This is a genomic window from Methylobacterium brachythecii (genome assembly GCF_014196345.1).
Classification (GTDB): Bacteria; Pseudomonadota; Alphaproteobacteria; order Rhizobiales; family Beijerinckiaceae; genus Methylobacterium; species Methylobacterium brachythecii.
This window is the reverse complement of record NZ_JACIDN010000002.1, coordinates 638,112-662,522: the sequence shown is the minus strand read 5'-3', so window position 1 is coordinate 662,522 and position 24,411 is coordinate 638,112. Positions and strand designations below refer to the sequence as shown.

The window sequence follows — 24,411 nt, the reverse complement described above, 5'->3', positions numbered from 1 at the left end:
GAATCAGACCTTCTTCCAACTTGTCGGAGGGGAGCCGCCCCGCCGCCGCAGCGCGCGGAGCGGCGGTACGACGTAGACGGCGAGAAGCAGCCCCAGGGCGATGCTGCCGAGGAGGGGACGCAGGTCGAGGCTCCCGGGCAGAGGCCGGGGCGTGGCGGCCTGCATCAGCGGTGCGAGCAGGCCGCCGGGCCCGTCGAGATGCGCGTAGGAGAGGCCTGTCTCGGCTGCGAGCTTCTTGAGATAAGGCTCGCGCACGGAGGAGAGGTGCTCGGTGCCGTGAGCGGCCGTCGCGCCGAAGGGAGCGTTGCGCGGTTCGTAGCCCGGACGGCTCTCTGCGTCGGCCGGCGGTGGCCCGAAGCGGTTCTCCTGCTGGACGTCAGTCTCGCCGTAGAAGCCCGTCTCGCGGCCGCGATCGTCGAATTTCGGGATCTGCGACAGGCCGTAGCCCCCGGCGCCGACGATGAATCCGCGAACGACGCCGGGTTTGCCCTCGAAGTCCGGGCCTCCGGTGCTCGGCGGCGGGGGCGCCTCGTGACCGTCGGAGATGAAAATCAGGTCGGTGCCGAGACCCGCTGCCATCTCTATGGAACGGTAGAGGCCGGCCGAGATCCTGCTGTCGCCCTCCCAGGCCATGCGCCAGTCGAGCGCGTCGAGGGCGCCGTCGAGGGGCGAGAAGTCGCGGCAGACCTCGATCGGGGTGAAGAGCAGGAAGGGCCGGCGCTCGGTGAAGATGCCCAGCGCCAGCCGCGAGCCGCAGGGCAGGCGGCTCACCAGGTCGCGCAGGGCTGCCTTGGCGGTCTCGAGACGGCTCGCGGGCGTGCCGTCGGGGCGCTTGTAGTCTCGGACGTTCATGCTGCCGGTGATGTCGACGACCGCGAGCACGTCGATCATGTTCCGGGTGAGCGTCACCGTGCTCACCACGAAGGTCATCGCGAGCAACACGAGCGCCCCGGCCAGAGCCTGCAGGCGCCAGTCCCGGAGATTGCGGGCGAGGAACCGGGTCACGGGGCGCCCCGCGGCTGGCCAGGGATGTCCGTCCAGATCTTCTTCGGCTCGGCCTTGAGGTCGTCGCCGTGCTTGCGGTCGAAATCCGGGAAGTCGCGGATCAGCCGGGAGGCGACGTCAAGATTGTACTTGGCGTCCCAGAAATCGGGCCGCGCCTGGAGCGCGCGCCGGTAGTCCTGGCGGGCCAGGATGACGAGGGGGCCGGCCGGATCGATGTCGTTACGCGAGAGATGGCCGAAGGCCTGGCGCAGGCGGGAATTGGCCATGGCGTAGCGGGCGCGGGCCGAGCCGTCCGCCTCGTCGCGCCGTTCGAGGGTCTGGACGAGCGTCTCCGCCTCCTCCAGCCGGTCGCGGCGGGCGAGGAACAGGATGCGGGCGACCAGGACGGGGGAGGGCGCCTCGGTGGAGACCGCGACGTCCCGGTTGCCGGCGAGATCCGCGATGGCGCGGTTCGCCTGCGCCGTGCGCCAGGCGAGCCCGGCGCAGGCGAGGGCGGCGAGCGCGAGCAGGATCGGCAAGGCGAGGAGGAGAGACGGCCGAAGGCGGCGCAGCCCGCTGGCGAACAGCGCGCCCAGGCGGGCGAGCGGCGCGGAGCCGGAGAGGGCGAGGGGGCCTGAACTCATGCGGCCAGCCTCCGCTCGTCGGTGGCATCGTCCGGCGCCGTCCGCGCGGCCGCGGCTCGGCCGCCGCCCTGCAGATCCGCCTCCAGGAGCTTGCCCGCCACCAGCACGAGCAGCCCCGCCATCGCCAGAGCGTAGGCCCACGGCGTCAGGTCGCGTCGCGGACGCTGCTCCGTATAGGGGATCGGGTCGCGCTCCAGGCTCTCGATCTGGCGGATCGCCTCGGCGACCTGTTCCGGACCCTCCGCCTCGAAGGCGCGATAGGGCACGCCGAGGCTCTTGAAGAACAGATCGAGATGGCGCTCGGGCGCAGCCTGCGGCGTGTCCTCGCCGGCAGGCTTGTCGTAGATCGAGGGCGAGCCCTTGGTCCGCAGGAACAGCCAGTAGAGATTGGGGTGGATCTTGGCGATCTCGGCCCGCAACGGCCCCTGGATCTTGGGATCGATCACGGCCGCGCCGTCCGAGACGAGCAGCACCACGCGCGAGACCTGCGCGGCGCCGGCGCCGAATTGCGGCAGCGCCATGCCGAGCCCGCGGGCGACGTTGGTGTAGTCGAGGCCTGGCCGGTCGATGGCGGCGATGGCGGCGCGCACGGCGGCGTGGCGGTCGGTCATCGGCACGACGAGCATCGGCGAGGTCGAGAAGGCGGTCACCGCAAACTGGTCGTGCGCCCGGCTGCCGACGAAGTCGGCGAGCAGCCGGCGCGAGGCCGCCGCCTTGGATTCCTCGGCGCCCGAGGGCTGTTTGCCGGCGAAGGTCTCGTTCATCGAGCCCGAGCGGTCGATCAGCATCGAGATCTGGGCACCGATCCCGGTGCGCGTGATGGTTTCACCGGAGCGGTAGGGACCGGACAAAGCCAGGATCAGGCCGCCGATCGCGACGATTCCGGCGAGCCTGAGCGCCCAGCCGATCGTCCGCGACAGGCCGTCGGCGGGGGCGGCGGCGATGGCAGAGACGAGAGTCCTGCGCTGGCTGCAGACGACGAGCGGCAGGAGCGCCAGCGGCAGCAGCCAGAGGATCTGCGGGAGCGTCGCACCGAGGCGGGAGAGCAAGGTCATCGCATCAGCCCCGCGCCGTCCGCTCGGCCGCGGCGAGGTTCTTCGCGGCAGCTTCCGCCTCCGCGAAAGGCCACTGGCTGCGGGCGGCCGCGGTCTCTCGGCCGAAAAAGGCGCGGCGGGAGGCGGTGAAGAAGCGCGCCAGAGCTACCTCCTGCCCGCGGAAGCCGGGGTGCCGCTCGAGGAAGGCAGGCAGGTCGTCGGCGAGCACGCGCCGCCCGTCGGTCTCGTCGAGACCGCGATGGAGCGCGATCAAGGCTTCGCGATAGGCGGCATCCTGATCGGGGCGGGCCGCGAGACGTCGCAGGGTCCGCCGGACCCCGGCGAAAGACCGGCCCCGCCGCCGTCCGAAAGGCGCCCAGGCCCTGTCGCGGGCGAGCAGGACGAGTGCCAGCAGCGCCAATACGGCGAAGGTCCCGGCCCAGCGCAGGGGCGGCTCGATGTCGAGCGCCTTTGCCCGGCCATCCGGTCGCATGTAGTCGAGCGGGTCCTCGCGAGAGGGCGGCTGCACCTCGCGCAGGGGCGAGACGTTGATCGACCAGGCCGGCACCTGCGCCTTCGCGGTGGTGGCGCCCTCCGGGCGCTCATTGGCCACGGTGAGGGTGAAAGCCGGGATCTCGAGCGCGCGCGCGTCGAGCGCCGCATAGAAGGATTGATAGATGAGGTTCAGGCGGATGCGCCGCGCGTCGCCCTGCGCCGTGCTCTCCGTGGTGATGCTGCGCAGGTCGAGCCAATAGGTCACGGGCCCGGGTTGCGGCAGCGAGGCGGCCTGCACGGCGAAGCCTTCGTCCACCAGCACGTCGACCTGGACGCGCAGGAGGTCGCCGACGAAATAGCCGAAGGCGCGCGGCGCGCGGATCTCGACCGAGCGGACCTGGGCCAGGGCAGCACCGGGCAGCGCCACCAGGAGGAGGGCCGCGAGGATGGCGAAGTGAGCGAGGCGCCGCATCACGTCGTCATCAGATGGCGGCTCAGCGCCTCGGCATCGAACCGCCCTTCGAGCCGGAACGGCGGCCTGCCATAGGCCGAGGCGATGTGGCGCAGGGTGTCGAGCCGGGCGCGTTCGCGCGCGTGCCAGCGCCGGCGCAGGCTCGGGCGCATGAACACCATGCGCCGGCCGCCGCCTTCGAGGTCGTCGAATTCCATCAGGCCGAAGCTGGGCAGGTTTTCGTCCTCGGCCCGGTCGGCGAGCAGCACCGGTACGACGTCGTGCAGGGCGAGACCCGAAAACACCTCCTCGATCAGTGGCTCGGGCCAGCGGAAATCCGAGATCACGAAGATCAGTTTCGGCCGGCCGGCGAGGCGGGTGGCGGCGTCGACGAGGCCGCGGGCGCTGCCGCCGCGAAAGTCGACCTCTGTGAGCCCTGCGGCGCGCTCGGTGGCGAGCCCCCTCTGCCGGGTCGCGGGCAGGACGACGTCCTCGCGGATGCGGTCGTCGCAGCCGATCAGCCCGAAGGCGTCGCCGATGCGTGTCGCGGAATCGGCGAGGCCCATGCAGAGGTCGGCAACGAGCTCGGCGCGGCTGGCTTCGCCCTCGAAGCGCATGGAGGCCGAGAGGTCGACGAGCGCCCAGACCTCGATCGCGGTGCGCGTCTCGAACCGGCGGACGTAGGTGCCCTCGAACGGGTCGCGCAGGGTCGCGCGGATGTCGATGCGGCGCGCATCGGGCAGGCGCAGGAATGGCACCTGGTCCCGGAAGGTGCCGAGGCCGCCGGCATCGCGGCCGCGATGGGCGCCTGCGCGGCTGCCGCCCGGCCGCCAGCGTGGGAGGTAGACGACGTCGCCGGTCTTCACGGAGCCGGCACCGTCTCGAACACGGCACGGATCAGCCCGGGCACGATGGTGTCGCGGCGCATCTCGTAGACCGGCTCGAGGAAGACGCGATGCGCCATCACCTCGGGGAAGATGTCGCGGATGTCTTCGGGCACCAGGAATTCGCGGCCTTCGAGCCAGGCGCGCACGCGGGCGGCGCGCACCAGGAAGGCGAGGCCGCGCGGAGAGGCACCGCCCTTGATGAGCGCGGCCATGTCGACACCAGGCAGGCGGATGCCGGCCTCGGCTGGTCGCACCAACGCCTCCCAGAGGGAGACGACGTAGGCCTCGATCTCAGGCGCCGCCTGGATCGTGTGCTGGATGGCGTTCGCGATGCCTCCGACCGCCGCGTGATCGATGATGCCAGGCTGCAGGCCCTCGAGCAGGGTGTCCGTGTCGTGGAAGCGCGGATCGAAGACGAGGTCACGGCGGGCCTGCGAGTCCCGCGGGGCCTCCATGCCGATTTCCATGAGGAAGCGGTCGCGCGCCGCTGCCGGCAGCTCGAAGGTCTCCTCGCGCTCGACCCGGTTGCGGTCGGCGAAGACCTGAAGATCGGGGAAGTGGTACTCGCGATTGAAGGCGGTGAGGCTACGCTCGGCCATGAGGCGCAGCAGCAGCGAGTGCACCTGGGGCCGGGCGCGGTTGATCTCGTTGAAGAAGAAGACCGACAGGTCCTCGGCCTTGCGCAGCACCGGGCCGGGCTCGACGCGCGGGCGCCCGTCATCGGCGAGATAGGTGTGGTAGATCAGGTCGGAGGGCATCATGTCGACCGTGCCCTCGACGCGCTCGTAGGCGCCTCCGAGCGCCCGTGCCACGGCCCGCAGCAAGGTGGTCTTGCCAACGCCGACATCGCCTTCGAGGAGCACGTGGCCGCGCGCGAAGATCGCGATGGTGACGAGCCGCACGGCCCGTTCCTGACCGACGACCGCCTTGCCGACCTCGCTCTGGAAGCGGGAGGCGGCCTCGCGCCAATCGGTGAGCATCGCGTCGCCGTGGCGAATGGTGTTCATTTGTTCTGAACCTTGGGCGCCGTGCGCCACATGCTCCTTCGGACCACGCGCGTCGTGCGTCGGAGCCGTCGCGACGCGTTCGTGCCGATGGCCGTCCAGTGCCGAGTTGGCGTCGCGAAGCCGGGACCGCGCGACGCCGATTGAAGTCCGATCAGTTCGCTGAGAGCTTGCTGACGTCGTACTCGAACTTGCCGGTCTTCTTGGCGTGCTCGACGCGCGCCTTGTTGCGCTCTTCCATCTGCTTGATGGACTCGGCCTGCTTGGCGATCTCCTTCGGGTCGTGCTTGGGGTCGTATTTCGAACCCGCGACCTTGTCGGGGAAGCCGGGCTTCGGCTCCCAGCAATTGCCCGGCGCCTTGCACTTCTGGCCGTCATAGGCGACCGCCGGCAGAGCCAGCGTCGAGCCGACCGCGAGGGCCGCAGCGTAAACGAATGTCCGCATGATCACTCCTCCGTCTCTTCCCACATCGCGGCTCTGCAGCCGCTTATTCGCCGCTCCGTGTGGCGGCATGCTTGTCGAGAACGATTACTCTTCCAGCGGCTTGCACTGGCCTTTCTCGTCCTTCGAGAAGTGTTGGCCCTCCTTGTAGGGCTCGTAATTCTTCTTCTGCTCGGCAGTGAGCCAGACGGCATCTTGGGTCGGACCAGTATAGAGGTGCCGGATCCAGGTGATGACCTGCAACGCCTCTTCGGGGTTCAGGTCCTCGTTATGCGGACCCATCATCCCGTTGGCGCCGCCCCAGATCGTCGAGAATAGGCCGACATCGGTCGTGTTGGACGGATAGGTCCAGTAATTGTCGTTGAGGCCCGGCCCGACCTTCCCTTCGGCCAGATGGCCGTGGCAGCCCGAACAAGAGGTGAGGTACAGGCTCTCGCCGTTCCTCAGGCAGGACTTGTCGTCGATGTACTTGTTCACGCCGGTCTGCAGGAAGGTCTTGATGCCTTCCGAGTCGCGCCCGCCCGGCTTGCCTTCGTCGGTCTTCATGATCTCGCCGGTGATGGTGTTCCGAAACTCGACACCGGTCGTCGACGGGCCTGCCTGCGGCTGAGCCAAGGCGGAGGTTGCAAGAGAAGACAGCAGAACCGAACCGAGAAGCGCGTACGCAGTAACTTTCACTGACCTGATCATCGTCCATCCATGGTGCGGTTTTGGCGGGCCGGGGCGATCGCGCGCCTCGAGCGGGTGCCGCGGAAACGGGTTTTGGTGCGCGTGGGAGCCGTCAGTTCGAGACCGGCGCGGTCGGCACGCCCTCGTCCTTCAGGATCGCCTCGATCTTGGGCTTCGCCTTCGCGATGCCGGCATCGAGCGCGTCGCGCAGGGCTTCGTCGCCCTTCCGCACACCCATCGACTGGTCGAAGCTCTGCGGCATCTTCTGGCCGTCGCTGCGCACCGTGTCGTCGGGCACCCGCGTCATGCGCAGCTTCGTCGTGGAATCCTTGACGTAGCGGCCGACATCGGGGGCGAAGGCCACGGCGACGTCGGCCTTGTTGTTGGCGACCTCGCTGACCATCCGGCCGGAATCTATCTGCGTGTACTGGTTTCGCGCTGCGCGGAAGTTCACCAGCGAGTAGAGATAGGCCATGTCCTCTTCGTAGCGGCCGATATCCTTGAGCATCGCCTCGCCGGGCGTGCCGAAGCCGACCACCATGTGGTCCACCGTCTTCAGGCGCGGATCGGTCCAGGACCTGATGTCGAGGTCCTTGTCGGCGCGGGTGATGAAGACGTAGCCACTGCGGTAATAGGGCTTGGTGGTGAGGACCCGCGGATCGTCGCTGTCGAGGCCGACGACGACGTCGCAGAGCTTCTTCTCTAGCCCGTCGCGGACAAGATAGATCGCTGGCTTGGCGTTCCAGACGAAGACCGGCTTGCGGCCCATGCCCTCGGCCACCGCGGCGGCGATCTTGTTCTCGAGGCCGGATCCGTCCTTCATCGAGAGCGGGGCCTGCTTCTCGGACGCGCAGATGCGCAGGATCGACGGATCGGCCGGCACCGCATCCGCGGCCTTGGCGGGAGCCGCGCTCTCCGATGGAGGAACCTGGGACTCGGACTCGCCGGCCGCGAAGGCGGCGCCCGAGGCGAGGGCGAGAAGGGCCGCAGCGGAAACCGCCGCGAGATGTCGTCCGGTGACGAGCCGCATGGCTGTGAAACCCGTTTCCTCGAAAAGATTTTCTTGTGAGGTTCGGCGCGCGGGCTGGGATGGCGCTCCCTGGGCCGTCGCTCATGCCGTTCCGCGTGGGAGTCCCCGCCGGTCGGATGACCGGCGGAGCCCCATCGTCAGGTCGACTTACTTGGAGACGAACTCGCCGACGTTCGGGTCGTCGTATGGACCCTTGCCGTTGAGCGAGAACACGACCACGCCGCCGCCCATCTGGGTGTAATTGGCGAGCTTCTTGAAGGCGCCGACCGCGCCGAGACCGGCGGTTGGATCCTGCAGGTCGAACACCAGGCCAACGCCCGGCCAGCCACCGACGCCGTAGTTGATGGCGACGTACTGATCACCCTTGTGGGTGTAGGTGATCGGGTAGCCGATCGCGCCCGACGGTAGCTTGAACTTCCAGAGAAGGTCGCCGTTGTCGGAGTCACGCGCCTTGATGTAGCCGTCCAGCGTTCCGTAGAGGACGAGGTCGCCGGCCGTGGCCGTCGTACCGCCCCACACGGCGAAGCGCTCCATCTTCTCCCAGTTGAACTTGCCCGTGATCGCGTTGTAGCTCTTGATCTGGCCAAGTCCTTCGTAGTTCTGGCGGTCACCCTTCGGGCCCGGATACATGTTCAGCGTCGCACCGACGAAGAACTGACCTGCGCGGTACGGAAGCATGAAGGGCTCCCAGTCCATGCAGATGTGGTTGATGCCCATGAAGAAGGCTTCACGCTTCGGGTCGTAGGAGTCGTGACCCTGGTTGTGATAGCCCATCGCCGAGGGACAGATGTCCTTGGCGAGGTGGTCCATCCGGGTGCCGTATTCCGGATCGCGCACCGGGGTGCCCGTCTTCAGATCGACCGACTTGAACACGTTGACGGTGTCGTCGATCTTGTTCGCCGAGACCAGCGAGCCGTCGGTCCGGTCGAGGGTGTAGACGATGCCGTTGCGGTCCGGGTGGGTGAGGAGCTTCCTCATCTTCCCGTCCTTGTCCTTCTGCTCGGACAGCATCATCACGTTGACGCCGGCATAGTCCCACTCGTCGTGCGGGGTCTTCTGGTAGCCGAAATGGGCCTCACCCGTATCGGCGTCGCGGCCGAAGATGGTCATGGTCCACTTGTTGTCGCCCGGGCGCATGGTCTCGTTCCACGGCGCCGGGTTGCCGGTGCCGAAGTAGATCATGTTGGTGCCCGGATCGTAGGCGTACCAACCCCAGTTGGTGCCGCCGCCGATCTTCCAGGCGTCGCCTTCCCACGTCGCGGTGCCCAGGCCCTTCTGACCGTAATGGGCGTTCTTGACGTTGAAGTCGTCGGCCAGCAGCAGGTCCTTGTCCGGACCCGTAGCGTAGGCGCGCCAGACCTGGGCGCCGGTCTTCACGTCGTAGGCGGTGAGGTAGCCGCGCACGCCGAGCTCGGCGCCCGAGGAGCCGACGATCACCTTGTCCTTCACGACGTAGGGGGCGATCGTCAGGGTCGAGCCGACCTTGATGTCGGAGTTCTCGACCTTCCACACGGTCTCGCCGGTCTGCGCGTTGAGCGCCACGACGTGGCCGTCGAGCTGGGTCTTGAGGATCAGAGCCGGGCTCTTGCCGTCGCCCGGATAGTAGGCGAGGCCGCGGTTGACGAGGTCGCAGCAGGCCACGGCGCGGGCGGCCGGGTTCTGCTTCGGCTTATCCTGCCACAGGATGTGGCCCGGATCGTCGAGACCGAGGGCGAAGGTGTAGTTCGGGAACGAGGTGTGGATGTACATCTTGCCGTCGACGACAAGCGGCGCGCCCTCGTGACCATTGAGCAGGCCGGTCGAGAACGTCCAGGACACCCGGAGGTTCTTCACGTTGCTCTTATTGATCTGCTTCAGCTCGCTATAGTTGTTCGAGTCGTAGTTCTTGCCGGGCATCACCCAGTTTTCATCGCTCTTCGAGAGCTCGACGAGCTTGTCGTCGGCAGCAGCCGCGATGCTCGACACGGCGATCGGCGCGAGCGCCATCACCGCCAACAGAGAAACCGAACTTAAGAGTCTGCTCATCCTGCGTCTCCTAGCCTGTCCGCCGCGTCTTTCGACCTCGCGGTCATGCGTGGCTATTTCCCTCAAAGGCCGGAAGCAGATCTCAATGGAAGTTCGCTAATTAACCTCAATCAATAAGATCGAGATAAGTCTAGCTGCGTCTTATGAGATACTTATTACTGCCTCTCGTCCTGTTATTTCTAGGCCGCACCCTCGACAAAAGTCTTTAGACGGTTCGACATTTGTAGGCAGGAAGAATTGGCATTCGGAACATGAGCATTGCGTAACCTCCCTCTAGAGATAGGCTGCGCTTGACGGTCCGCCGGCCCCGTCGCACCACTTGTGCGAAGCAGCCGGCGCCGGGTCGTCCGGTCATTCTTGGAGAGGGGCCGATGGACGAACGGCCGGACGGACGGCGAAGTCATGAGCCGTCACGACATCTTCGCGAGCGCAATATTTTACGTTGCGGCGCGATGTTTGGGCCGGATTTACTCCAAAGGATTTGGATTCGTCTGCGGATCGCCGTACCGCTGCGCAACATGGTCGACCGAACACCACATCTCGCGGGTCCGGTCCGGGCGCTGGGCGTGGCCGGCGCCGCAGGTCTGCTCGGTTGTGGGGTGGCGCTGGCGGCGCTCTATCCGCATGACGGCCGCCGCGACATGACGGGTGCCGATAACGGGCGCTATCCCGGCGCCGGAGTCCTGTATTGCCGGCGCCCGGACGGGGTGCCGCAAAAGGCCGCAGCGGCCTGGCTGATCGGCGATCGGTCGCTCGTTGTCCTGAATGCGCACAATTTTCGCAACCGGCGGATGGAGACGACCCGCGAGGTCGCCGATTGCTTCTTCCAGATCTCCGGCCGTAACCACGATTTCGAATCGGGCAGCCTTCGCCTCGGCACGCCGCCGGATGCGCGATCGCTCCACATCACCGATGACTGGGCGCTGCTGCGCCTCGCCAAGCCGGCGGAGGGCGCCGTCCCGCAGCCGGTGCCCAATGCCTCGGACCTGCCGGCCGGATCCGGCGATCGGCCCGTGGTGATGGTCTCGCCAGGCGGCCACGAGAACTATCGCGGGCCGAGCAGCATCGAAAACTGCTCCATCCGCCAGATCGATCCCCCGAGCGAGGACGAGATCCGCCGTGTCCGTCACGATTGCAACGACGGATTCGGAGGCTCCGGGTCCGGATTGTTCGATCCGACTGGCCGGCTGCTCGCGATGCAGAGCGCGTCGCTGTCGATGAACTCGCGTCGGCCCTTCGACATCGAGTTTCACTACGGGTCGGCGTTGCTGTTCGAGGGCGAGTTGCTCAAAGCCATCCGCCAGGAGATCACGGCGATCGCTGGCGCGAGCCGCGTGACCCGCTGACGGGAGACTGCGCTTGCCCGAATCCGACCCGTTCCTGCCCGGCTTCGCCCTGCACGACATCGATGCCGGAGACGTGCGCATCCGCGTTTCGCTCGGCGGCTCGGGGCCGCCGCTTCTGCTGATGCATGGCCACCCTCAGACCCACGCCACCTGGGGGCGGATCGCGCCGCGCCTCGCCGAGCGGCATAGTGTGGTCGCGATGGATCTGCGCGGCTACGGCGACTCGGAGAAACCGCCCGGCGGCGAGCGTCACGCGGCCTATTCCAAGCGCGCCATGGCCGCGGATGCCGTGGCGGTGATGCGCAGCCTCGGCCACGAGCGCTTCGCCGTCGTCGGGCACGATCGCGGCGGCCGGGTCGCCCATCGTCTGGCGCTCGATCACGCGGGGGCGGTGGAGCGGCTGGCGGTGTTCGACATCGCGCCGACGGCGACGATGTACGCCCTCACCGACAAGGCCTTTGCGACGCGCTATTTCTGGTGGTTCTTCCTGATCCAGCCGGCGCCGTTGCCCGAAAAGCTGATCGCGGCCGATCCGGAATTCTTTCTGCGCACGCATATCGACGGGCAGTCGAAGACGCCGGGCGCGACGCCGCCCGAGCTCTTCGCCGAATACCTGCGCTGCTACACCAGCGAGGGCGCGATCCACGCGATCTGCGAGGATTACCGCGCCGCCGCCGGGATCGACCTCGAGCACGACGCGGACGACGCCGACAAGCGGATCGAGGCGCCGCTGCTAGCCCTCTGGGGCGCCAGGGGCACGGTCGGGCAGATCTACGACGTACTCGAGACCTGGCGCGAGAAGGCCCGCGACGTCTCAGGTCGCGCGCTCGATTGCGGCCACACCCTGCAGGAGGAGCGGCCCGAGGAGGTTCTGGCGGAACTGCGCGCGTTCCTGGGCTGATCGGCGGCTGTCGGGATGGCCTCGACGAGGCGCGGATCGGGCCGGATCACCTTCGTGATCGAACGGCCCGGGAGAGTCGTTCCGAGCGAGTTTCCGCCGTCGACATTCAGGCCGGCAGGCCGGACGTCTCGAACAGGAAGTCATCCACCGAGGGGATCGTCACCGAGAGGCCGGCGCCGTAGGAGGCCTTGCTGAGCCGCCAGGGGCGTTCGGCGCGGGCGCGGATGGCCTCGGAGGGGCGCAGGCGGCGCGCGGTGCCGTCCTCGGCGATCTCCTCGATGGTGAGGAAGCCGTAGACCTGCAGGCGAGAGGCGACGAGCTTGGTGTCGCGCTCGTCGGCGGCGATCACCATAGTGCCGGTGGCGTAGACCGCGTCCATCAGGCTGCGCTGGTGGGCGCGCTCGCGGCCGCGGGCTCCGAGCGCCACGCTTTCCGCGGAGCGGGCCGCATTCGCCATCAGGCCGGCCGGCCGGCGAAAGGGAATGACGTTGTCCGTCGCCGCCGAACTACGCATACGCAACACCCTCGTCTCGAACACTGTCGGGAGGCGCTCGTGCGGCGCCCTTCCGGTATTCGAAACAATGGCCCGAGTCGGCTTAATGCCTGCTTAGCCATGCCGGGACGCGGCTGTCCCGGATCGTCCTGAGCCGGGACGCGACCTCAGCGCAGGGCGACTGTGTAGGCGCCCTCGGTCTTGCCCTTGATCTCGTCCTCGGTGACGCCGTCGGCGAGCTCGACGAGGGTCATGCCGCCCGTTCCCTCCTTGTCGATGGTGAAGACCCCGAGATCGGTGATCACCATGTCGACGACGCGGGTGCCGGTCAGCGGCAGATCGCAGGACTTCAGGAGCTTGGCCGACTCGGAGCCGTCCTTGTTCTTGGCGACGTGCTCCATCACCACGACGACCTTCTTGACGCCGGCCACGAGGTCCATGGCACCGCCCATGCCCTTCACCATCTTGCCGGGGATCATCCAGTTGGCGAGGTCGCCGTTCTCCGCGACCTGCATGGCGCCGAGGATCGACAGGTTGATGTGCCCGCCGCGGATCATCCCGAAGGAATCGGCCGAGGTGAAGTAGCTCGTGGTCGGCAGCGCCGTGATGGTCTGCTTGCCGGCATTGATCAGGTCCGGGTCCTCCTCGCCCTCGTAGGGGAAGGGGCCCATGCCGAGCATGCCGTTCTCCGACTGGAGCTGAACCGTCATGCCGTCGGGGATGTAGTTCGACACCAGCGTCGGGATGCCGATGCCGAGATTCACGTAGAAGCCGTCCTTCAGCTCCTTGGCGGCACGCTCCGCCATCTGTTCACGGGTCCAGGCCATCGGTGGTCTCCTAGAGTGTGCCTCATCGTGCCGATGAGGCACGACCCGCCGCATCAGCGGCGACGCGCATTCGCGCTTGCGGCCTGCCGGCCGGATGTCTCGCTCAATGCGTACCGCCACCAGCGGCAGCAGCAGCGTCCCCGCGCTTGCGTACGGTGCGCTGCTCGATCCGCTTCTCGCGGACCGGCACGTGAATGATGCGCTTGATGAAGATGCCCGGCGTGTGGATGTGATCCGCGTCCAGCTCACCCGGCTGAACCAGCTGCTCGACCTGGGCCACCGTCACCGCGGCGGCGGTCGCCATCATCGGATTGAAGTTCCGCGCGGTCTTCCGATAGACGAGGTTGCCCTCGGTATCGCCCTTCCAGGCATGGACGATGGCGAGATCGGCGAAGAGCCCGCGCTCCATCACGTAGTGATGGCCGTCGAACTCCTTGGTCTCCTTGCCCTCGGCGACCTGCGTGCCGTAGCCGGTCTTGGTGTAGAAGGCCGGGATGCCTGCGCCGCCGGCGCGGATGCGCTCGGCCAGCGTGCCCTGCGGGTTGAACTCGATCTCGAGCTCGCCGCCGAGGAATTGGCGGGCGAACTCCTTGTTCTCGCCGACATAGGACGAAATCATCTTCTTGACCTGGCGGGTCTCGAGCAGCTTGCCGAGGCCGACGCCGTCGATGCCGGCATTGTTCGAGACGACGGTGAGATCCTTGACGCCCGAGGCCTGGATCGCGGCGATCAGCTCGTCGGGGATCCCGCACAGGCCGAAGCCGCCGGCCATGATCGTCATCCCGTCGCGCAGGAGGCCTTCGAGCGACGCCTTCGGATCGGGATATACCTTCTTCATCGACACCGTCCTCGAAAGATCCGGCCGCCCCTCGCAATGAGGCGGGCGCGTGCCTGATGTGCACAGCAGCAAGGGTCTCGTCAAACCTGCGACGCATTTGCGCGTGAGGAGGCGGCATGCCTGATCCTCAGGACGCTGTGAAGACACGGCTCTTGGGGCCGGCAGCGAAGAGACACGTCGCTCGGAACCCGGTAGGGATCTGTGTCGAGCGCCGTCTCGAAACCGGCTCGATGGCATCCCGCCGGTCCCACCGGACCGTCCGTGCCATCGTGCGCCCTTTACGGAGTGCCATGACGCCGCGCCGTATCTTGAAGTCGTTCGGCCCGGCTGCCGCGATCGGCCTCGCGCTCTGCGCGCTGGCCGGCGGCTGCGTGCCGTGGCTCCTCGACCTGCCGAGCGCCGCGGGCTTCGTCGACCGGGGTCTGCGCGAGGCCTATGGCATCGGGCTCACCGCCCGCGGCCGGACCGAGGTCTCGCTGCTGCCGCTGCCTCGGATCGGCTTCTCGCACGTGCGGCTGACAGCGGGCGGGCCAGACGGCCCAGCGCTTTCCGAGGGCGGCAGCCTGACGGTGCAGCTCAGCCTCGCCACGCTGCTCCTCGGCCGCGCCGAGGTGGTCTCGCTCAGCCTCGACGGCGCGCATGTGATGCTGCCGGAAAACGACGGCGACGCCCGCTGGGCCGGGCCGGCCAAGCGCATCGCCGAGAGCCTGTCCGGCGGCGAGGTTTCGCATCCGCGCCGGATCATCCTCAGCCATTCCACCATGAGCGGCCATGACCCGCGCGACGGCCGGCCGGAGCGCGCGAGCGACGTCGAGCTCGCCCTGTCCTGGCCGCTCTGGAGCGCCCAGGCCTCCGTCTCTGGCAGCCTGACCTGGAACGGCGCCTCGGCGCGCATCCAGCTCACGTCGCTGCGCCCGGTCGATCTCGTTGCCGGCCGCGAGACGCCGTTTGCCGTTTCCCTGACATGGCCAGCCGGCTCGCTCAGCGCGGATGGCAGCGGAAGCCTGCAGGACGGCATGACGCTGGCCGGCCAGGGCAGGCTGGAAACCCGCTCGCTGCCCGAGACCCTCGCCTGGATTGGCGGCGATATCGGCCTGTCGCCCCTGCTGGAGGCGTTCTCGATCGAGGGCAGCTTCGAGGCGTCGCGGGACGGCGTCAGGATGCCCGCGATGCGGGTCGCCGCCGGCAACACCGTGCTCGAAGGCGCGGGTTCTGCCGAGATGAGCGGCCGACGCCCCTCGATCCGCGCGACGCTCGACGCGCCGGAGATCAACCTCGCGCCAGTCCTCGGCGGCCTGCTGCGCGTCACCGGCCTCGACGGCGACGACGGCTGGAGCCAGCATCCGCTGGCGCTCGGGCCGCTGACCGGGGGCGACCTCGACCTGCGGCTGTCGGGCGGCAGCGCCCGGCTCGGGCCGCTCCTGTTCGAAAATCTCGCCTCCAGCGTGATCGTGCGCGCTGACGGCATCGACGTGACGCTCGGCCGCGCGAACCTGCATGGCGGATCGCTGAAGGGCCGCCTCGCCCTTTCTAAGTCGGAAGGGGCCGCCGCCGACGAGATCGAGGTCAAGACGCAAGGCATGTTCGACGGGCTCGACCTCGGCAACCTGTTGGTCGACCTCGGTGAATCCGGTTGGATGCTTGGCGCGACACAGGGCAACTTCGCCTTCGACGGGCGCGGCCGCGACGCCGCCAGTCTGGTGCGCCGGCTGACCGGCCGCGCCGCCGCTGCGATCGATGGCGGCAGCATCGCCGGGCTCGACCTCGCCGACGTGATCCATCGCGGCGGCGCCCTGGCGCCGGGTGCGCTGGCCCGCCGCAACGCCCGCACCGCCTTCGACCGTGCCACCGCCTCGCTCGCCTTCACCGACGGCATCGGCGAGATCGAGGAGGGCGGCCTGACTTCGCGGGTGCTGGCGGCGCGCCTGATCGGCCGGATCTCGCTGCCCGAGCGGACGATCCTGGCGCGGGCCGCCTTGCTGCCGCGCAAGGGCACGGCGGAAGCGGACCCGCTGACAATTCCCACCTTCTTCGAGATCACCGGTCCCTGGAGTGCCGTCGCGGTGCATGGCGGCGCACAGGCCGAGGCCGCAGATCCGCTCGCGGCGCTGGTGCGTGCGGCTCCATTGGCGGTTCCCGGTCTGCCGACGCAGGTCCGCGCCTACGCGCCGTGACCTTTTCGCGCGTAACTTCCGGGCGCCGGGGGGCGTAGGAAGGAGGTGCACCGGATGGGCGAGTTCGAGTAGGTAAGAGCGATGATGCGGACCCTGGCGGCGCTCGTCCTTCTATTGGCCGGCCTCGGTGAGGCCGTCGCGCTCGTGCCGAAGCAGCCGAAGGACCTCGTCCGGGCGAGCCTCGTCGCCGAGACCGCGACCGTCGCGCCGGGCACCACGGTGACGGTCGGCATCCACATGGCGATGAAGCCGGGCTGGCACGTCTACTGGCGCAACCCCGGCGATTCCGGCCTGCCGCCCGAGATGGCCTGGGAGCTGCCGCCTGGCGCGGCGGTCGGCGCCATCGACTGGCCGGTGCCGGAGCGGCTGCCGGTCCAAACCTTGATGAACTACGGCTACGAGGGCGAGGTCACGCTGCTCATGCCGCTGAGCGTGGCGAAGGACGTTCCCGCCGGCCAGCCGCTGCATCTCAAGGGCAAGCTCTCCTATCTCGTCTGCGAGGAGATCTGCATCCCGGGCTCCTCCGATCTCGCCCTCGACCTGCCGGTCGCCGAGCCGGGCACGTCGCCCTCGCCGGACCCGACCCATGCGACGCTCTTCGCCGAGGCCCGCGCGGCACTGCCGACGCCGTCACCCTGGCCGTCGCGCCTGACCCGCGAGGGCGACGGGCTGGTGCTGCATCTCGACCATGCCGGCCTGACGGCGGGTTCGGTGAGCGAGGCCGCCTTCTTCCCCTACGGCGAGACGGTTCTCGACAACGCCGCGGCACAGACGCTGACGGTCGACGACAAGGGCCTGCATCTCGCGCTGAAACCCTCCGACCCCGCTGCCGCACCCGCAGAGCTGCCGGGCGTGCTCGCCTTCAGCGAGAATGGCACCCGCCGCGCCTTCGCCATCGGCGAAGCCCCGGCTGCGGCGCCCGCGGTGGCGGCGGTGCCGGAGCCAGCGCCCGTGTCGGCGCAGGCTCCTGAAGAGACGCTGACCCTGTGGAGCGCGGCCGGGCTCGCGCTGCTCGGTGGCCTGGTCCTGAACCTGATGCCCTGCGTCTTCCCGGTGCTCTCGATCAAGGTGCTGAGCCTCGTGAAGCAGGCGGGCGAGTCGACGCGCCGCGTGCGCATCCACGGCCTCGCCTACACGGCGGGCGTGCTGGCGAGCTTCCTCGCCCTCGCCGGGCTGCTGATGGCGCTGAAGGGCGGCGGCGCGACGCTGGGCTGGGGCTTCCAGCTGCAATCGCCGATCGTTGTGGCCCTGCTTGCCTACGGGCTCCTGGCCATGGGTCTCAGCTTGTCGGGCGTCGTCCATCTCGGGGGCGGCATTGCCGGGCTCGGCGACGGTCTGACCCGGCGTGCCGGATACCAGGGCTCGTTCTTCACCGGCGTCCTGGCGACGCTGGTGGCGACTCCCTGCACGGCGCCGTTCATGGGCGCGGCGGTCGGCTTCGCGCTGACGCAGCCGCCGGCCGTGGGGCTCGTCGTCTTCGCGAGCCTCGGTCTCGGGCTCGCGCTGCCCTTCCTTATGCTGACCCTGTGGCCGGGCGCGCTGCGGCTGATGCCGCGCCCCGGCGCCTGGATGGATACGCTCAAGGGCGTCCTCGCCTTCCCGGTCTATGCCACGGTGGCGTGGCTGGTCTGGGTCCTGGCCCAGCAGGTCGGGCCGAGTGGCCTGCTGGCGGGACTCTCCGGCCTCGTCCTCGTCGGCTTCGCCGCCTGGGCCTGGGAGCGTGCTCACCTCTCCGGCGGCTGGAGCGGCGGCCTCGCCCGCGCGGCGGCGCTTGCGGCCCTGGTGGCGACAGCTGGCCTCGTCGTCGCCCTCGACGCGGATCGCGCCCGGGCCGGCGCAACGGTGACGGCGGACGGGTTCGAGCCGTTCACCCAGGCGCGGCTCGACGGCTTGCGCAACGAAGGCCGCACCGTCTTCGTCGACATGACGGCGGCCTGGTGCATCACCTGCCAGATCAACGAGCGCACCACACTCTCGCGCGACCCCGTCCGTCAGGCCTTCCGTGCCAACGACGTCGCCCTGCTGCGCGGAGACTGGACCAACCAGAACCCCGAGATCACCGCACTTCTCGAGCGCTACGGCCGCAGCGGCGTGCCGCTCTATCTCGTCTATCGCGGCAAGGCGGAGGCGGTGGTGCTGCCGCAGATCCTCACCGAGGGGATCGTGCTGGCGGAAATCGGGAAGCGGCCGGGTCTGGCGCAGCGCTAGCTGCGCTCGGACTTCAGGCCGTCAGCGCCAGCGCGAGTTGCGGGCGTGCCGAGGTCATGACGGCGCCGACGTCGACGCTCTGGCGCTCGCGGGCGATGAAGGAGGCCGGCATGGCGGCCTGCATGTCCGCCTCGACCTGCCGAAGCTGCGCGTCCGTATGGGCCGGGTGAAGGTGGATGATCGCCAGCGCCTTGGCGTTGGCGGCCTGCGCCAGCTCGACGCCCTTCTGCCAGGTCGAATGGCCCCAACCCTGGCAGCGGCAATACTCGCCCTCGGTGAACATGCCGTCATAGACGACGAGGTCGGCGTCCCGGACGAAATCGAGCAGGGCCGCATCCGGCCATGGATCGGAATGCTCGATGTCGCTGATCACGCAGAGTCGCTTGCCGCCATGCTCGAACCGGTAGCCGACCGAGCCCTGCGGATGGTTCAGCAGGATGGTGTCGACGCGCGAGCCGTCGGCGAAGCTCAGCGTCTCGCCGGCCTTGAAGCCATGATGCTCGATGCTGCAGGGGAGCACGTCGAGTTCGACCGGAAACAGCGGCGGCGAGAACAGGCGGCCGAGCGCCTCGCCCGCGCAGGCACCGTCGAGGTTGCCGCAATAGGTATGGATCGTGCGGCTCGCGTCGAACACGACGGGCTTAAAGAACGGCAGGCCTGCGGTGTGGTCGAGATGCAGGTGGCTGAACAGGAGGTCGATCTCCTGCGGCAGTTTCTCGATGTCGTTGCGACCGAACGGCCCGATGCCGGAGCCGGCATCGATCACGAACAGGCGTTCGCCGCAGCGAACCTCAAGGCATGGCGTATTGCCGCCGAACTCGACGAAGTCCGGTCCGCTGACCGGCGTGGAGCCGCGAACACCCCAGAAACGCAGGGTGAGCGCGCCGTCCGATACGGAACTCGTTTCGTTCATGCGTGTGTACCAGTCGCTCCGGCCGTTTCCGGCGAGCGCTTTCCGACGCGTCGACATGGGTTCAACTGCGGCCACGAGAGCCGGTGCCTTTGTGGAGTATGTATAGAGAAGAGATAGTCGGCGGCCATTCCGGTCCGTGTGCGTGCCCGCACACCGCACCGGATATCACCACCTCGAATCCCGGACCGTGTCACCATTGGGCAACGGCGTCGGCAATTGCGGTGGTTCCACGGAATGTGGGTACGGAGGCCTTGTCGTCCAAGGCGACCCTTACGAGCCGCGGCAGGCCGACGGCGTAAGTCGACGCCAGATCGAAGTCGAACCGGGACGACGGCCGGTCCTGCGGGGGAACGAAGCCGAGGGTGCGGATGCTCGATAGCGGGGCGCCGGGGCCGATGGCGACGCTCCAGACCGCCTCCGGCAGAGGCAGGATCGGCGGCGGCTTGCGGCGCGCCGGGATCAGGACGACCTCTTGCCCCGCATAGGCCAGGGCCTCGGGCCGGCTGACCTCCCCGACGGGGACGCCCCGGTTGATCAGGGCCGCCCAGAACGGGTGCTGGCCTCCGTCGGAATAGGTGGTGCGGATGGCGGGGGCCCCGTCCTCGACGAGATGGGCGACATGCGCGGCCTCCTCCTTCACCCGCGCGCCGGCCAGCGCCTCCTGGTCTTTATCCTTCAGGGGCGCGAAGGCGTAGCGGCCGGCCGCCACGCTCACCGCCGGCTCCTGGCCGGTCGCCTCGAAGCGGTCCGAGCCTTCCTTGAGCTGGCGCCAGAAGGCGATGTTCGTGTCGCTCCGGTAGCGCGCCATGTTGGCGGCGGTCATCCGGAACGGGAAGGACTGGAATTGAAACGCCGCCTGGCCGCCGGCGAAGGCCTCGCGTGCCACCGCGAACAGTTCGCCCGCCACGGCGTCGGTCATGGCGAAGCAGCCCATCGACGAGCAGATGCCGTGAACCATCACCGCCGAGCCGGTATAGCCGTGCGCCTTGTCGAAGGCGTTGGGATAGCCGACGTCGAACGACAGGTAGTAATGCGAGTTCGGGTTCATCTGGCTCTTGGCCACGGTGTAGAACCCCTCCGGCGTCTGCCGGTCGCCGTTCTTGGTCTTCGGCCCGAGCTGACCGGACCAGCGGCAGATCGGGTAGGTCTTCACGAAGACGAAGCGGCCGTTGCCTGTCCGCTTCCAGAGCTCGATCTCGGATTCTTTCTTGTAGGCCCGGATCAGGATCGGCGCCTCGGCGCTGCTGCCCTTCGCCTTGATCAGCGCGAGCGTCGCCGGCGGAATCGGCGCCGACGCCTTGTCCGTCTGCGCCCGCGCCGCGCCACCGAGGCAGAGCGAGACGGCGAGGAGACGGAGGAGCGGTCGAAGGCTGAGGGAAATCCGGCTCAAGGGTCGCATGCACCGCCACGGGACAGACGCGAATCGCGCGGGCTTCGCAAGGTGAGGGCGGAGCCGTCGATCAATGGCCGCGCTTTGAGGCGGATTTGAGAGGTGGCGAGCGGCTTTATGACGCCGATCTTCCCCCTTTCCCCGCACACGGGGAGAGGGGATGCGCCACCGGCGAGGTCAGCCCTCGATGCGCGAAAAATCCGCGACTTCGCGTGTGGCCGCGCGCAGCGCGTTCAGCAGCGCCAGGCGGTTTGCCCGCACGGCCGGGTCGTCGGCGTTGACGGTGACCTTGTCGAAGAAGGCGTCCACCGGCGCCCGCAGCCGCGACAGAGCCCGCATCGCCCCGGAAAAGTCCTCCGCAGCGACGGCGGCCGAGGCGTCGGCACGGGCGGCCCTCAGGGCTTCGGCGAGCGCCTGCTCCTCGGGCTGGCCGGAGGAGCCGATGAGTGCGGTATCCGGCTCGGCATCGTAGGCGCGGCCGTCCTTCTTCTCCTCGATGCGCAGGATGTTCGAGGCCCGCTTGACGCCCGCGAGCAGGTTCTTGCCGTCATCCGTGCCGAGGAACTGGCCGAGCGCCTCGACGCGGCGGACCACCATCAGCAGGTCGTCCTGGCCGGGGAGGGCGAAGACGGCGTCGATCAGGTCGTGGCGGGCGCCCTGGTCGCGCAGGTAGACTTTGAGGCGGTCTGCGAAGAAGGCGAGGAGGTCTGCGACCCGCTGTGCCGAGGGGCTGTGCGCCGCCTGCCCCTCGGTCTCGACCACGCCCGAAAAGTGGAAGCCGGAGGCACCAAGATCCTGCTCGCGGACCTCGCCGGCAGCCGCACCCTGCGGAGCACCGCGTCGTTCGGCGATCGCGAACTGGCGCGCAACGATCTCTGCCAGTGACAAGCGGAACGAACGCTCGATCAACGAGCGGATCACGCCGAGCGCCGCACGCCGAAGCGCGTACGGGTCCTTGCTCCCCGTAGGCTTCTCGTCGATCGCCCAGAAGCCCACCAGCGTGTCGAGCTTGTCGGCGAGTGCCACGGCGATGGAGACCGGGTCGGTCGGCACACGGTCGGAGGGGCCGACCGGCTTGTAGTGTTCCTCGATTGCGGCCGCGACACTCTCCGGCTCGCCCTGGAGCGCCGCGTATTTGCGCCCCATCAGGCCCTGCAGTTCCGGGAACTCGCCGACCATCTCGGTGACGAGGTCGGCCTTGGCGAGGTTCGCGGCGCGCTCGGCTTGAGCCGGATCGGCACCGACCAATGGCGCGAGTTCCTTGGCCAGCGCCGCGATGCGCTTCACGCGCTCGCCCTGCGTGCCGAGCTTCTCGTGGAAAACGATCGTATCGAGCTTGGAAAGCCGGCTTTCGAGTTGGATCGCCTTGTCCGTCTCCCAGAAGAACTTCGCGTCCGAGAGCCGGGCTCGCACCACGCGCTCGTTGCCGGCGGTGATGGCGAGGCCGCCGTCGGTGGCGACGAGATTCGAGACCAGCAGGAAGGCCGGGGCCAGCGTCTCGGAGCCGCTTTTTCTCAGCACGAAGCACTTCTGGTTGGCGCGGATGGTGGCGCGGATCGCCTCGGCCGGGATCTCGAGGAAGGCCTCGTCGAACGAGCCCATCAGCACCACCGGCCATTCGACCAGCCCGGCGACCTCTTCGAGCAGCCCCTCGTCCTCGACGAGGTCGAGCCCGCGCGCGAAGGCGAGGTCCTTCGCGTCGTGCAGGATGATGTCCTTGCGCCGGTCGGCATCGAGCACGACCTTGGCGCGTTCCAGCGCCTGCACGTAATCGTCGAAGCGGCGCACCTCGATCTCGCCGGCCGCCAGGAAACGGTGACCGCGGGTCAGCGTGCCCGCCTTGATGCCGTCGACCTCGAAGGGAACGACTTCCGGCGTCTCGGTCTCGGGGCCGAAGGTCGCGACGATCGATTGCAGCGGCCGCACCCAGCGCAGAGCGCCCGGCTGCGCCGAGGCCGCGCCCCAGCGCATGGATTTCGGCCAGGGGAAGTTTTTGATGATCTGCGGCAGGATCTCGGCGAGCACGTCGAGGGTCTCGCGGCCGGCGCGCTCGATCACGGCGAGGTAGAACTCGCCCTTCTTCGGGTCGGTGACGGTGGTCGCCTGGTCGAGGCTCGTGAGCCCCGCGCCCCTCATGAAGCCCTGCACGGCGGCGTCCGGCGCACCGACCTTCGGCCCACGCCGTTCCTCGCGCACCGCCTCGCCTCGCGCCGGCAGCCCGGCGACATGCAGCGCCAGCCGACGCGGCGTCGCGAAGGCCTTGGCGCCCTCATACAAAAAACCTCGCTCCACCAGCGCGTCGGTGACGAGCTTCTTCAGATCCTCGGCCGCACGCCGCTGCATGCGGGCCGGGATTTCTTCCGAGAGGAGTTCGAGGAGGAGATCAGGCATGGGCGCGGGAATAGCCGCCCACCTTGTGTTCGTCGAGATAGTCGCGGCGCGCGTATGAGGCGGATGTTCGAGCACGCGGAGACCAAGGTCGATCTTCGCTCACGAAGCCGGCGTTTCGAACGCTGCACTCCGAGCGAAATGCGGCGCGCTTGCTGGCGTCTCTAGTCAGGCAGACGCACCTCACATCTCCGCATGACCCAAGGGTCGCCGTGGGCCAGAAGCTTGCCTTGCTCTACGAGGGCGACGACACGGGCCAACAACATCCGATCACCAACTTGAATGTAGGGGTCCATCGTCTCCCCCAATGTTTCGCCGATGACCAAAGCAACTTTGCGCCACTCTTTCGTTGCGTGCTTCAACAAGACATCATCGAATACCTCAGCAGGCGCGGAGACCAGTCCGGCGTCCGTCACGATACGAAACGGTGCGTTCTCGGATTTCAGCTTGTGCCAAGATTGCGCAGCTTCTTTTTTCTCTTGGCTCGTCATCGCGCGTTCCGTGTCGAACAGCGCCGCGAGCTCGTCCTCGCCGATATACGAAACCGCCAATTTCGGGCGCGAAAGTCCCGGCTCGCCAGTCGGCAGCGTCACCGGCATTTGCAGTCCGGTGACGTCGATGATGTCGTAGGGGCGGTCACCCAGGCGATCTGCGAGAGCCAAGAAAAACGCGTACTCATCTGCGCTGCGGCGTCCGAACCAAATGACGAGGCGGTCGCTCGTGGACGCGAGATGACGCCAGAATGCGTCGACGTCGGCGTCGTACTCATCAAAAATCGACGCCCACCAAGCGGCTCGCATCGCAGAGTCGTCGGAATCGATTGGACCGCAACTCAGCTCATCGGGAAAACTGATCACGTGGTCGGTGCGGCCACTCTCGCGCAGCGCCAGACTGATCGAATACCCCGCCGAATGTCCGGGCGCGACATGCAGTACGCCGCTGCGCCATCGAAGCGTCCCGTCTTCGTTGACGTCCTTTCGAAAGCGGGCGGTGTCCGAGGTCGTGAAATGGACGACGAGTTCGTCGTCATCCTTCTGAAGCCGATACGACACCGTTCGACCCGACGACCACGTGGCGGCGAATCGAATTTCGGTGTCGTCGCAATTCAGATTTCTGATGTCTGCCAACTCGCCGTTTGCATTGTCGATGGCACACACGATGAGGCGGCCATCGACTAGGTCAACTTCGATCGTCGCAACCTTGCGGCGATTGTTCATGGTTATCCAGCGACCAATAAAATTCTCCACCGGCACGCTAACGATACTCCT

General features: G+C 68.1%; 21 protein-coding genes. 4 read left to right on the top strand and 17 right to left on the bottom strand.

The window, feature by feature from the left end; translation table 11 throughout:
• Positions 1 to 3: 3 nt before the first annotated feature.
• From GGR33_RS07125 to GGR33_RS07080, 10 genes are all read right to left on the bottom strand, one after another.
• Positions 4 to 1,005, bottom strand: a complete 1,002-nt coding sequence (locus GGR33_RS07125) for a vWA domain-containing protein (RefSeq protein ID WP_284211063.1) — start codon at positions 1,003 to 1,005, stop codon at positions 4 to 6.
• Positions 1,002 to 1,628 (bottom strand): MxaK protein, encoded by a 627-nt coding sequence (locus GGR33_RS07120; RefSeq protein ID WP_183503277.1) that lies wholly within the window; start codon positions 1,626 to 1,628, stop codon positions 1,002 to 1,004. Before GGR33_RS07120 ends, GGR33_RS07125 begins: the two co-directional genes overlap by 4 nt.
• Entirely contained in the window at positions 1,625 to 2,683 is a 1,059-nt protein-coding gene (locus GGR33_RS07115; RefSeq protein WP_183503275.1) for a vWA domain-containing protein, read from the bottom strand. The genes GGR33_RS07120 and GGR33_RS07115 overlap by 4 nt, the downstream gene beginning before the upstream one ends.
• Positions 2,684 to 2,687: 4 nt before the next feature.
• Positions 2,688 to 3,629: a nonribosomal peptide synthetase MxaA gene (locus tag GGR33_RS07110; protein ID WP_183503273.1), complete on the bottom strand. Its 942-nt coding sequence runs from the start codon at positions 3,627 to 3,629 to the stop codon at positions 2,688 to 2,690.
• Positions 3,629 to 4,474 (bottom strand): DUF58 domain-containing protein, encoded by an 846-nt coding sequence (locus GGR33_RS07105; protein ID WP_183503271.1) that lies wholly within the window; start codon positions 4,472 to 4,474, stop codon positions 3,629 to 3,631. Before GGR33_RS07105 ends, GGR33_RS07110 begins: the two co-directional genes overlap by 1 nt.
• Positions 4,471 to 5,502, bottom strand: coding sequence for an AAA family ATPase (locus tag GGR33_RS07100; protein ID WP_183503269.1), 1,032 nt, complete (start codon positions 5,500 to 5,502; stop codon positions 4,471 to 4,473). Before GGR33_RS07100 ends, GGR33_RS07105 begins: the two co-directional genes overlap by 4 nt.
• A gap of 151 nt (positions 5,503 to 5,653) precedes the next feature.
• The gene (locus GGR33_RS07095) at positions 5,654 to 5,944 is read right to left on the bottom strand and encodes a methanol dehydrogenase [cytochrome c] subunit (protein WP_183503267.1); all 291 of its coding nucleotides are present in this window, start codon (positions 5,942 to 5,944) and stop codon (positions 5,654 to 5,656) included.
• 84 nt (positions 5,945 to 6,028) lie between these two features.
• Positions 6,029 to 6,631, bottom strand: coding sequence for a cytochrome c(L), periplasmic (gene moxG, locus GGR33_RS07090; RefSeq protein WP_183503265.1), 603 nt, complete (start codon positions 6,629 to 6,631; stop codon positions 6,029 to 6,031).
• Positions 6,632 to 6,722: 91 nt separating this feature from the next.
• Positions 6,723 to 7,640 (bottom strand): methanol oxidation system protein MoxJ, encoded by a 918-nt coding sequence (gene moxJ, locus GGR33_RS07085; RefSeq protein ID WP_183503263.1) that lies wholly within the window; start codon positions 7,638 to 7,640, stop codon positions 6,723 to 6,725.
• Positions 7,641 to 7,787: 147 nt separating this feature from the next.
• Positions 7,788 to 9,665, bottom strand: coding sequence for a methanol/ethanol family PQQ-dependent dehydrogenase (locus tag GGR33_RS07080; protein WP_183503261.1), 1,878 nt, complete (start codon positions 9,663 to 9,665; stop codon positions 7,788 to 7,790).
• A 518-nt stretch (positions 9,666 to 10,183) separates the two neighbouring features.
• Here GGR33_RS07080 and GGR33_RS07075 point away from each other — a divergent pair.
• Positions 10,184 to 11,011, top strand: a complete 828-nt coding sequence (locus GGR33_RS07075) for a trypsin-like peptidase domain-containing protein (RefSeq protein WP_246412881.1) — start codon at positions 10,184 to 10,186, stop codon at positions 11,009 to 11,011.
• A gap of 13 nt (positions 11,012 to 11,024) precedes the next feature.
• Complete coding sequence (locus GGR33_RS07070; protein ID WP_183503256.1) at positions 11,025 to 11,912, top strand: alpha/beta fold hydrolase; 888 nt, start codon at positions 11,025 to 11,027, stop codon at positions 11,910 to 11,912.
• Positions 11,913 to 12,018: 106 nt separating this feature from the next.
• Here GGR33_RS07070 and GGR33_RS07065 read toward each other — a convergent pair whose 3' ends face one another.
• The 3 genes from GGR33_RS07065 to GGR33_RS07055 form a co-directional block, all read right to left on the bottom strand.
• A complete protein-coding gene (locus tag GGR33_RS07065) occupies positions 12,019 to 12,426 on the bottom strand; it encodes an HET domain-containing protein (protein WP_183503254.1) in 408 nt (135 codons plus the stop codon).
• Positions 12,427 to 12,572: 146 nt separating this feature from the next.
• On the bottom strand, positions 12,573 to 13,232 hold the full coding sequence (locus tag GGR33_RS07060) for a 3-oxoacid CoA-transferase subunit B (protein ID WP_183503252.1): 660 nt from the start codon (positions 13,230 to 13,232) through the stop codon (positions 12,573 to 12,575).
• A gap of 103 nt (positions 13,233 to 13,335) precedes the next feature.
• On the bottom strand, positions 13,336 to 14,070 hold the full coding sequence (locus tag GGR33_RS07055) for a CoA transferase subunit A (RefSeq protein WP_183503250.1): 735 nt from the start codon (positions 14,068 to 14,070) through the stop codon (positions 13,336 to 13,338).
• A gap of 290 nt (positions 14,071 to 14,360) precedes the next feature.
• Between GGR33_RS07055 and GGR33_RS07050 the strand changes: the two genes are divergently transcribed.
• Positions 14,361 to 16,244 carry an AsmA family protein gene (locus GGR33_RS07050; RefSeq protein WP_183503248.1) on the top strand — a complete coding sequence of 628 codons (1,884 nt, stop codon included), beginning with the start codon at positions 14,361 to 14,363 and terminating at the stop codon, positions 16,242 to 16,244.
• A gap of 81 nt (positions 16,245 to 16,325) precedes the next feature.
• Positions 16,326 to 18,452: a protein-disulfide reductase DsbD family protein gene (locus GGR33_RS07045; protein WP_183503246.1), complete on the top strand. Its 2,127-nt coding sequence runs from the start codon at positions 16,326 to 16,328 to the stop codon at positions 18,450 to 18,452.
• 13 nt (positions 18,453 to 18,465) lie between these two features.
• Here the strand turns inward: GGR33_RS07045 and GGR33_RS07040 are convergent, their stop codons facing one another.
• From GGR33_RS07040 to GGR33_RS07025, 4 genes are all read right to left on the bottom strand, one after another.
• The gene (locus tag GGR33_RS07040; protein ID WP_183503244.1) at positions 18,466 to 19,365 is read right to left on the bottom strand and encodes an MBL fold metallo-hydrolase; all 900 of its coding nucleotides are present in this window, start codon (positions 19,363 to 19,365) and stop codon (positions 18,466 to 18,468) included.
• A gap of 190 nt (positions 19,366 to 19,555) precedes the next feature.
• Entirely contained in the window at positions 19,556 to 20,764 is a 1,209-nt protein-coding gene (locus GGR33_RS07035) for a L,D-transpeptidase family protein (RefSeq protein ID WP_183503242.1), read from the bottom strand.
• A gap of 168 nt (positions 20,765 to 20,932) precedes the next feature.
• Positions 20,933 to 23,146, bottom strand: a complete 2,214-nt coding sequence (glyS, locus tag GGR33_RS07030) for a glycine--tRNA ligase subunit beta (protein WP_183503240.1) — start codon at positions 23,144 to 23,146, stop codon at positions 20,933 to 20,935.
• A gap of 161 nt (positions 23,147 to 23,307) precedes the next feature.
• A complete protein-coding gene (locus GGR33_RS07025) occupies positions 23,308 to 24,396 on the bottom strand; it encodes a DUF3658 domain-containing protein (protein ID WP_183503237.1) in 1,089 nt (362 codons plus the stop codon).
• Positions 24,397 to 24,411: the final 15 nt, after the last annotated feature.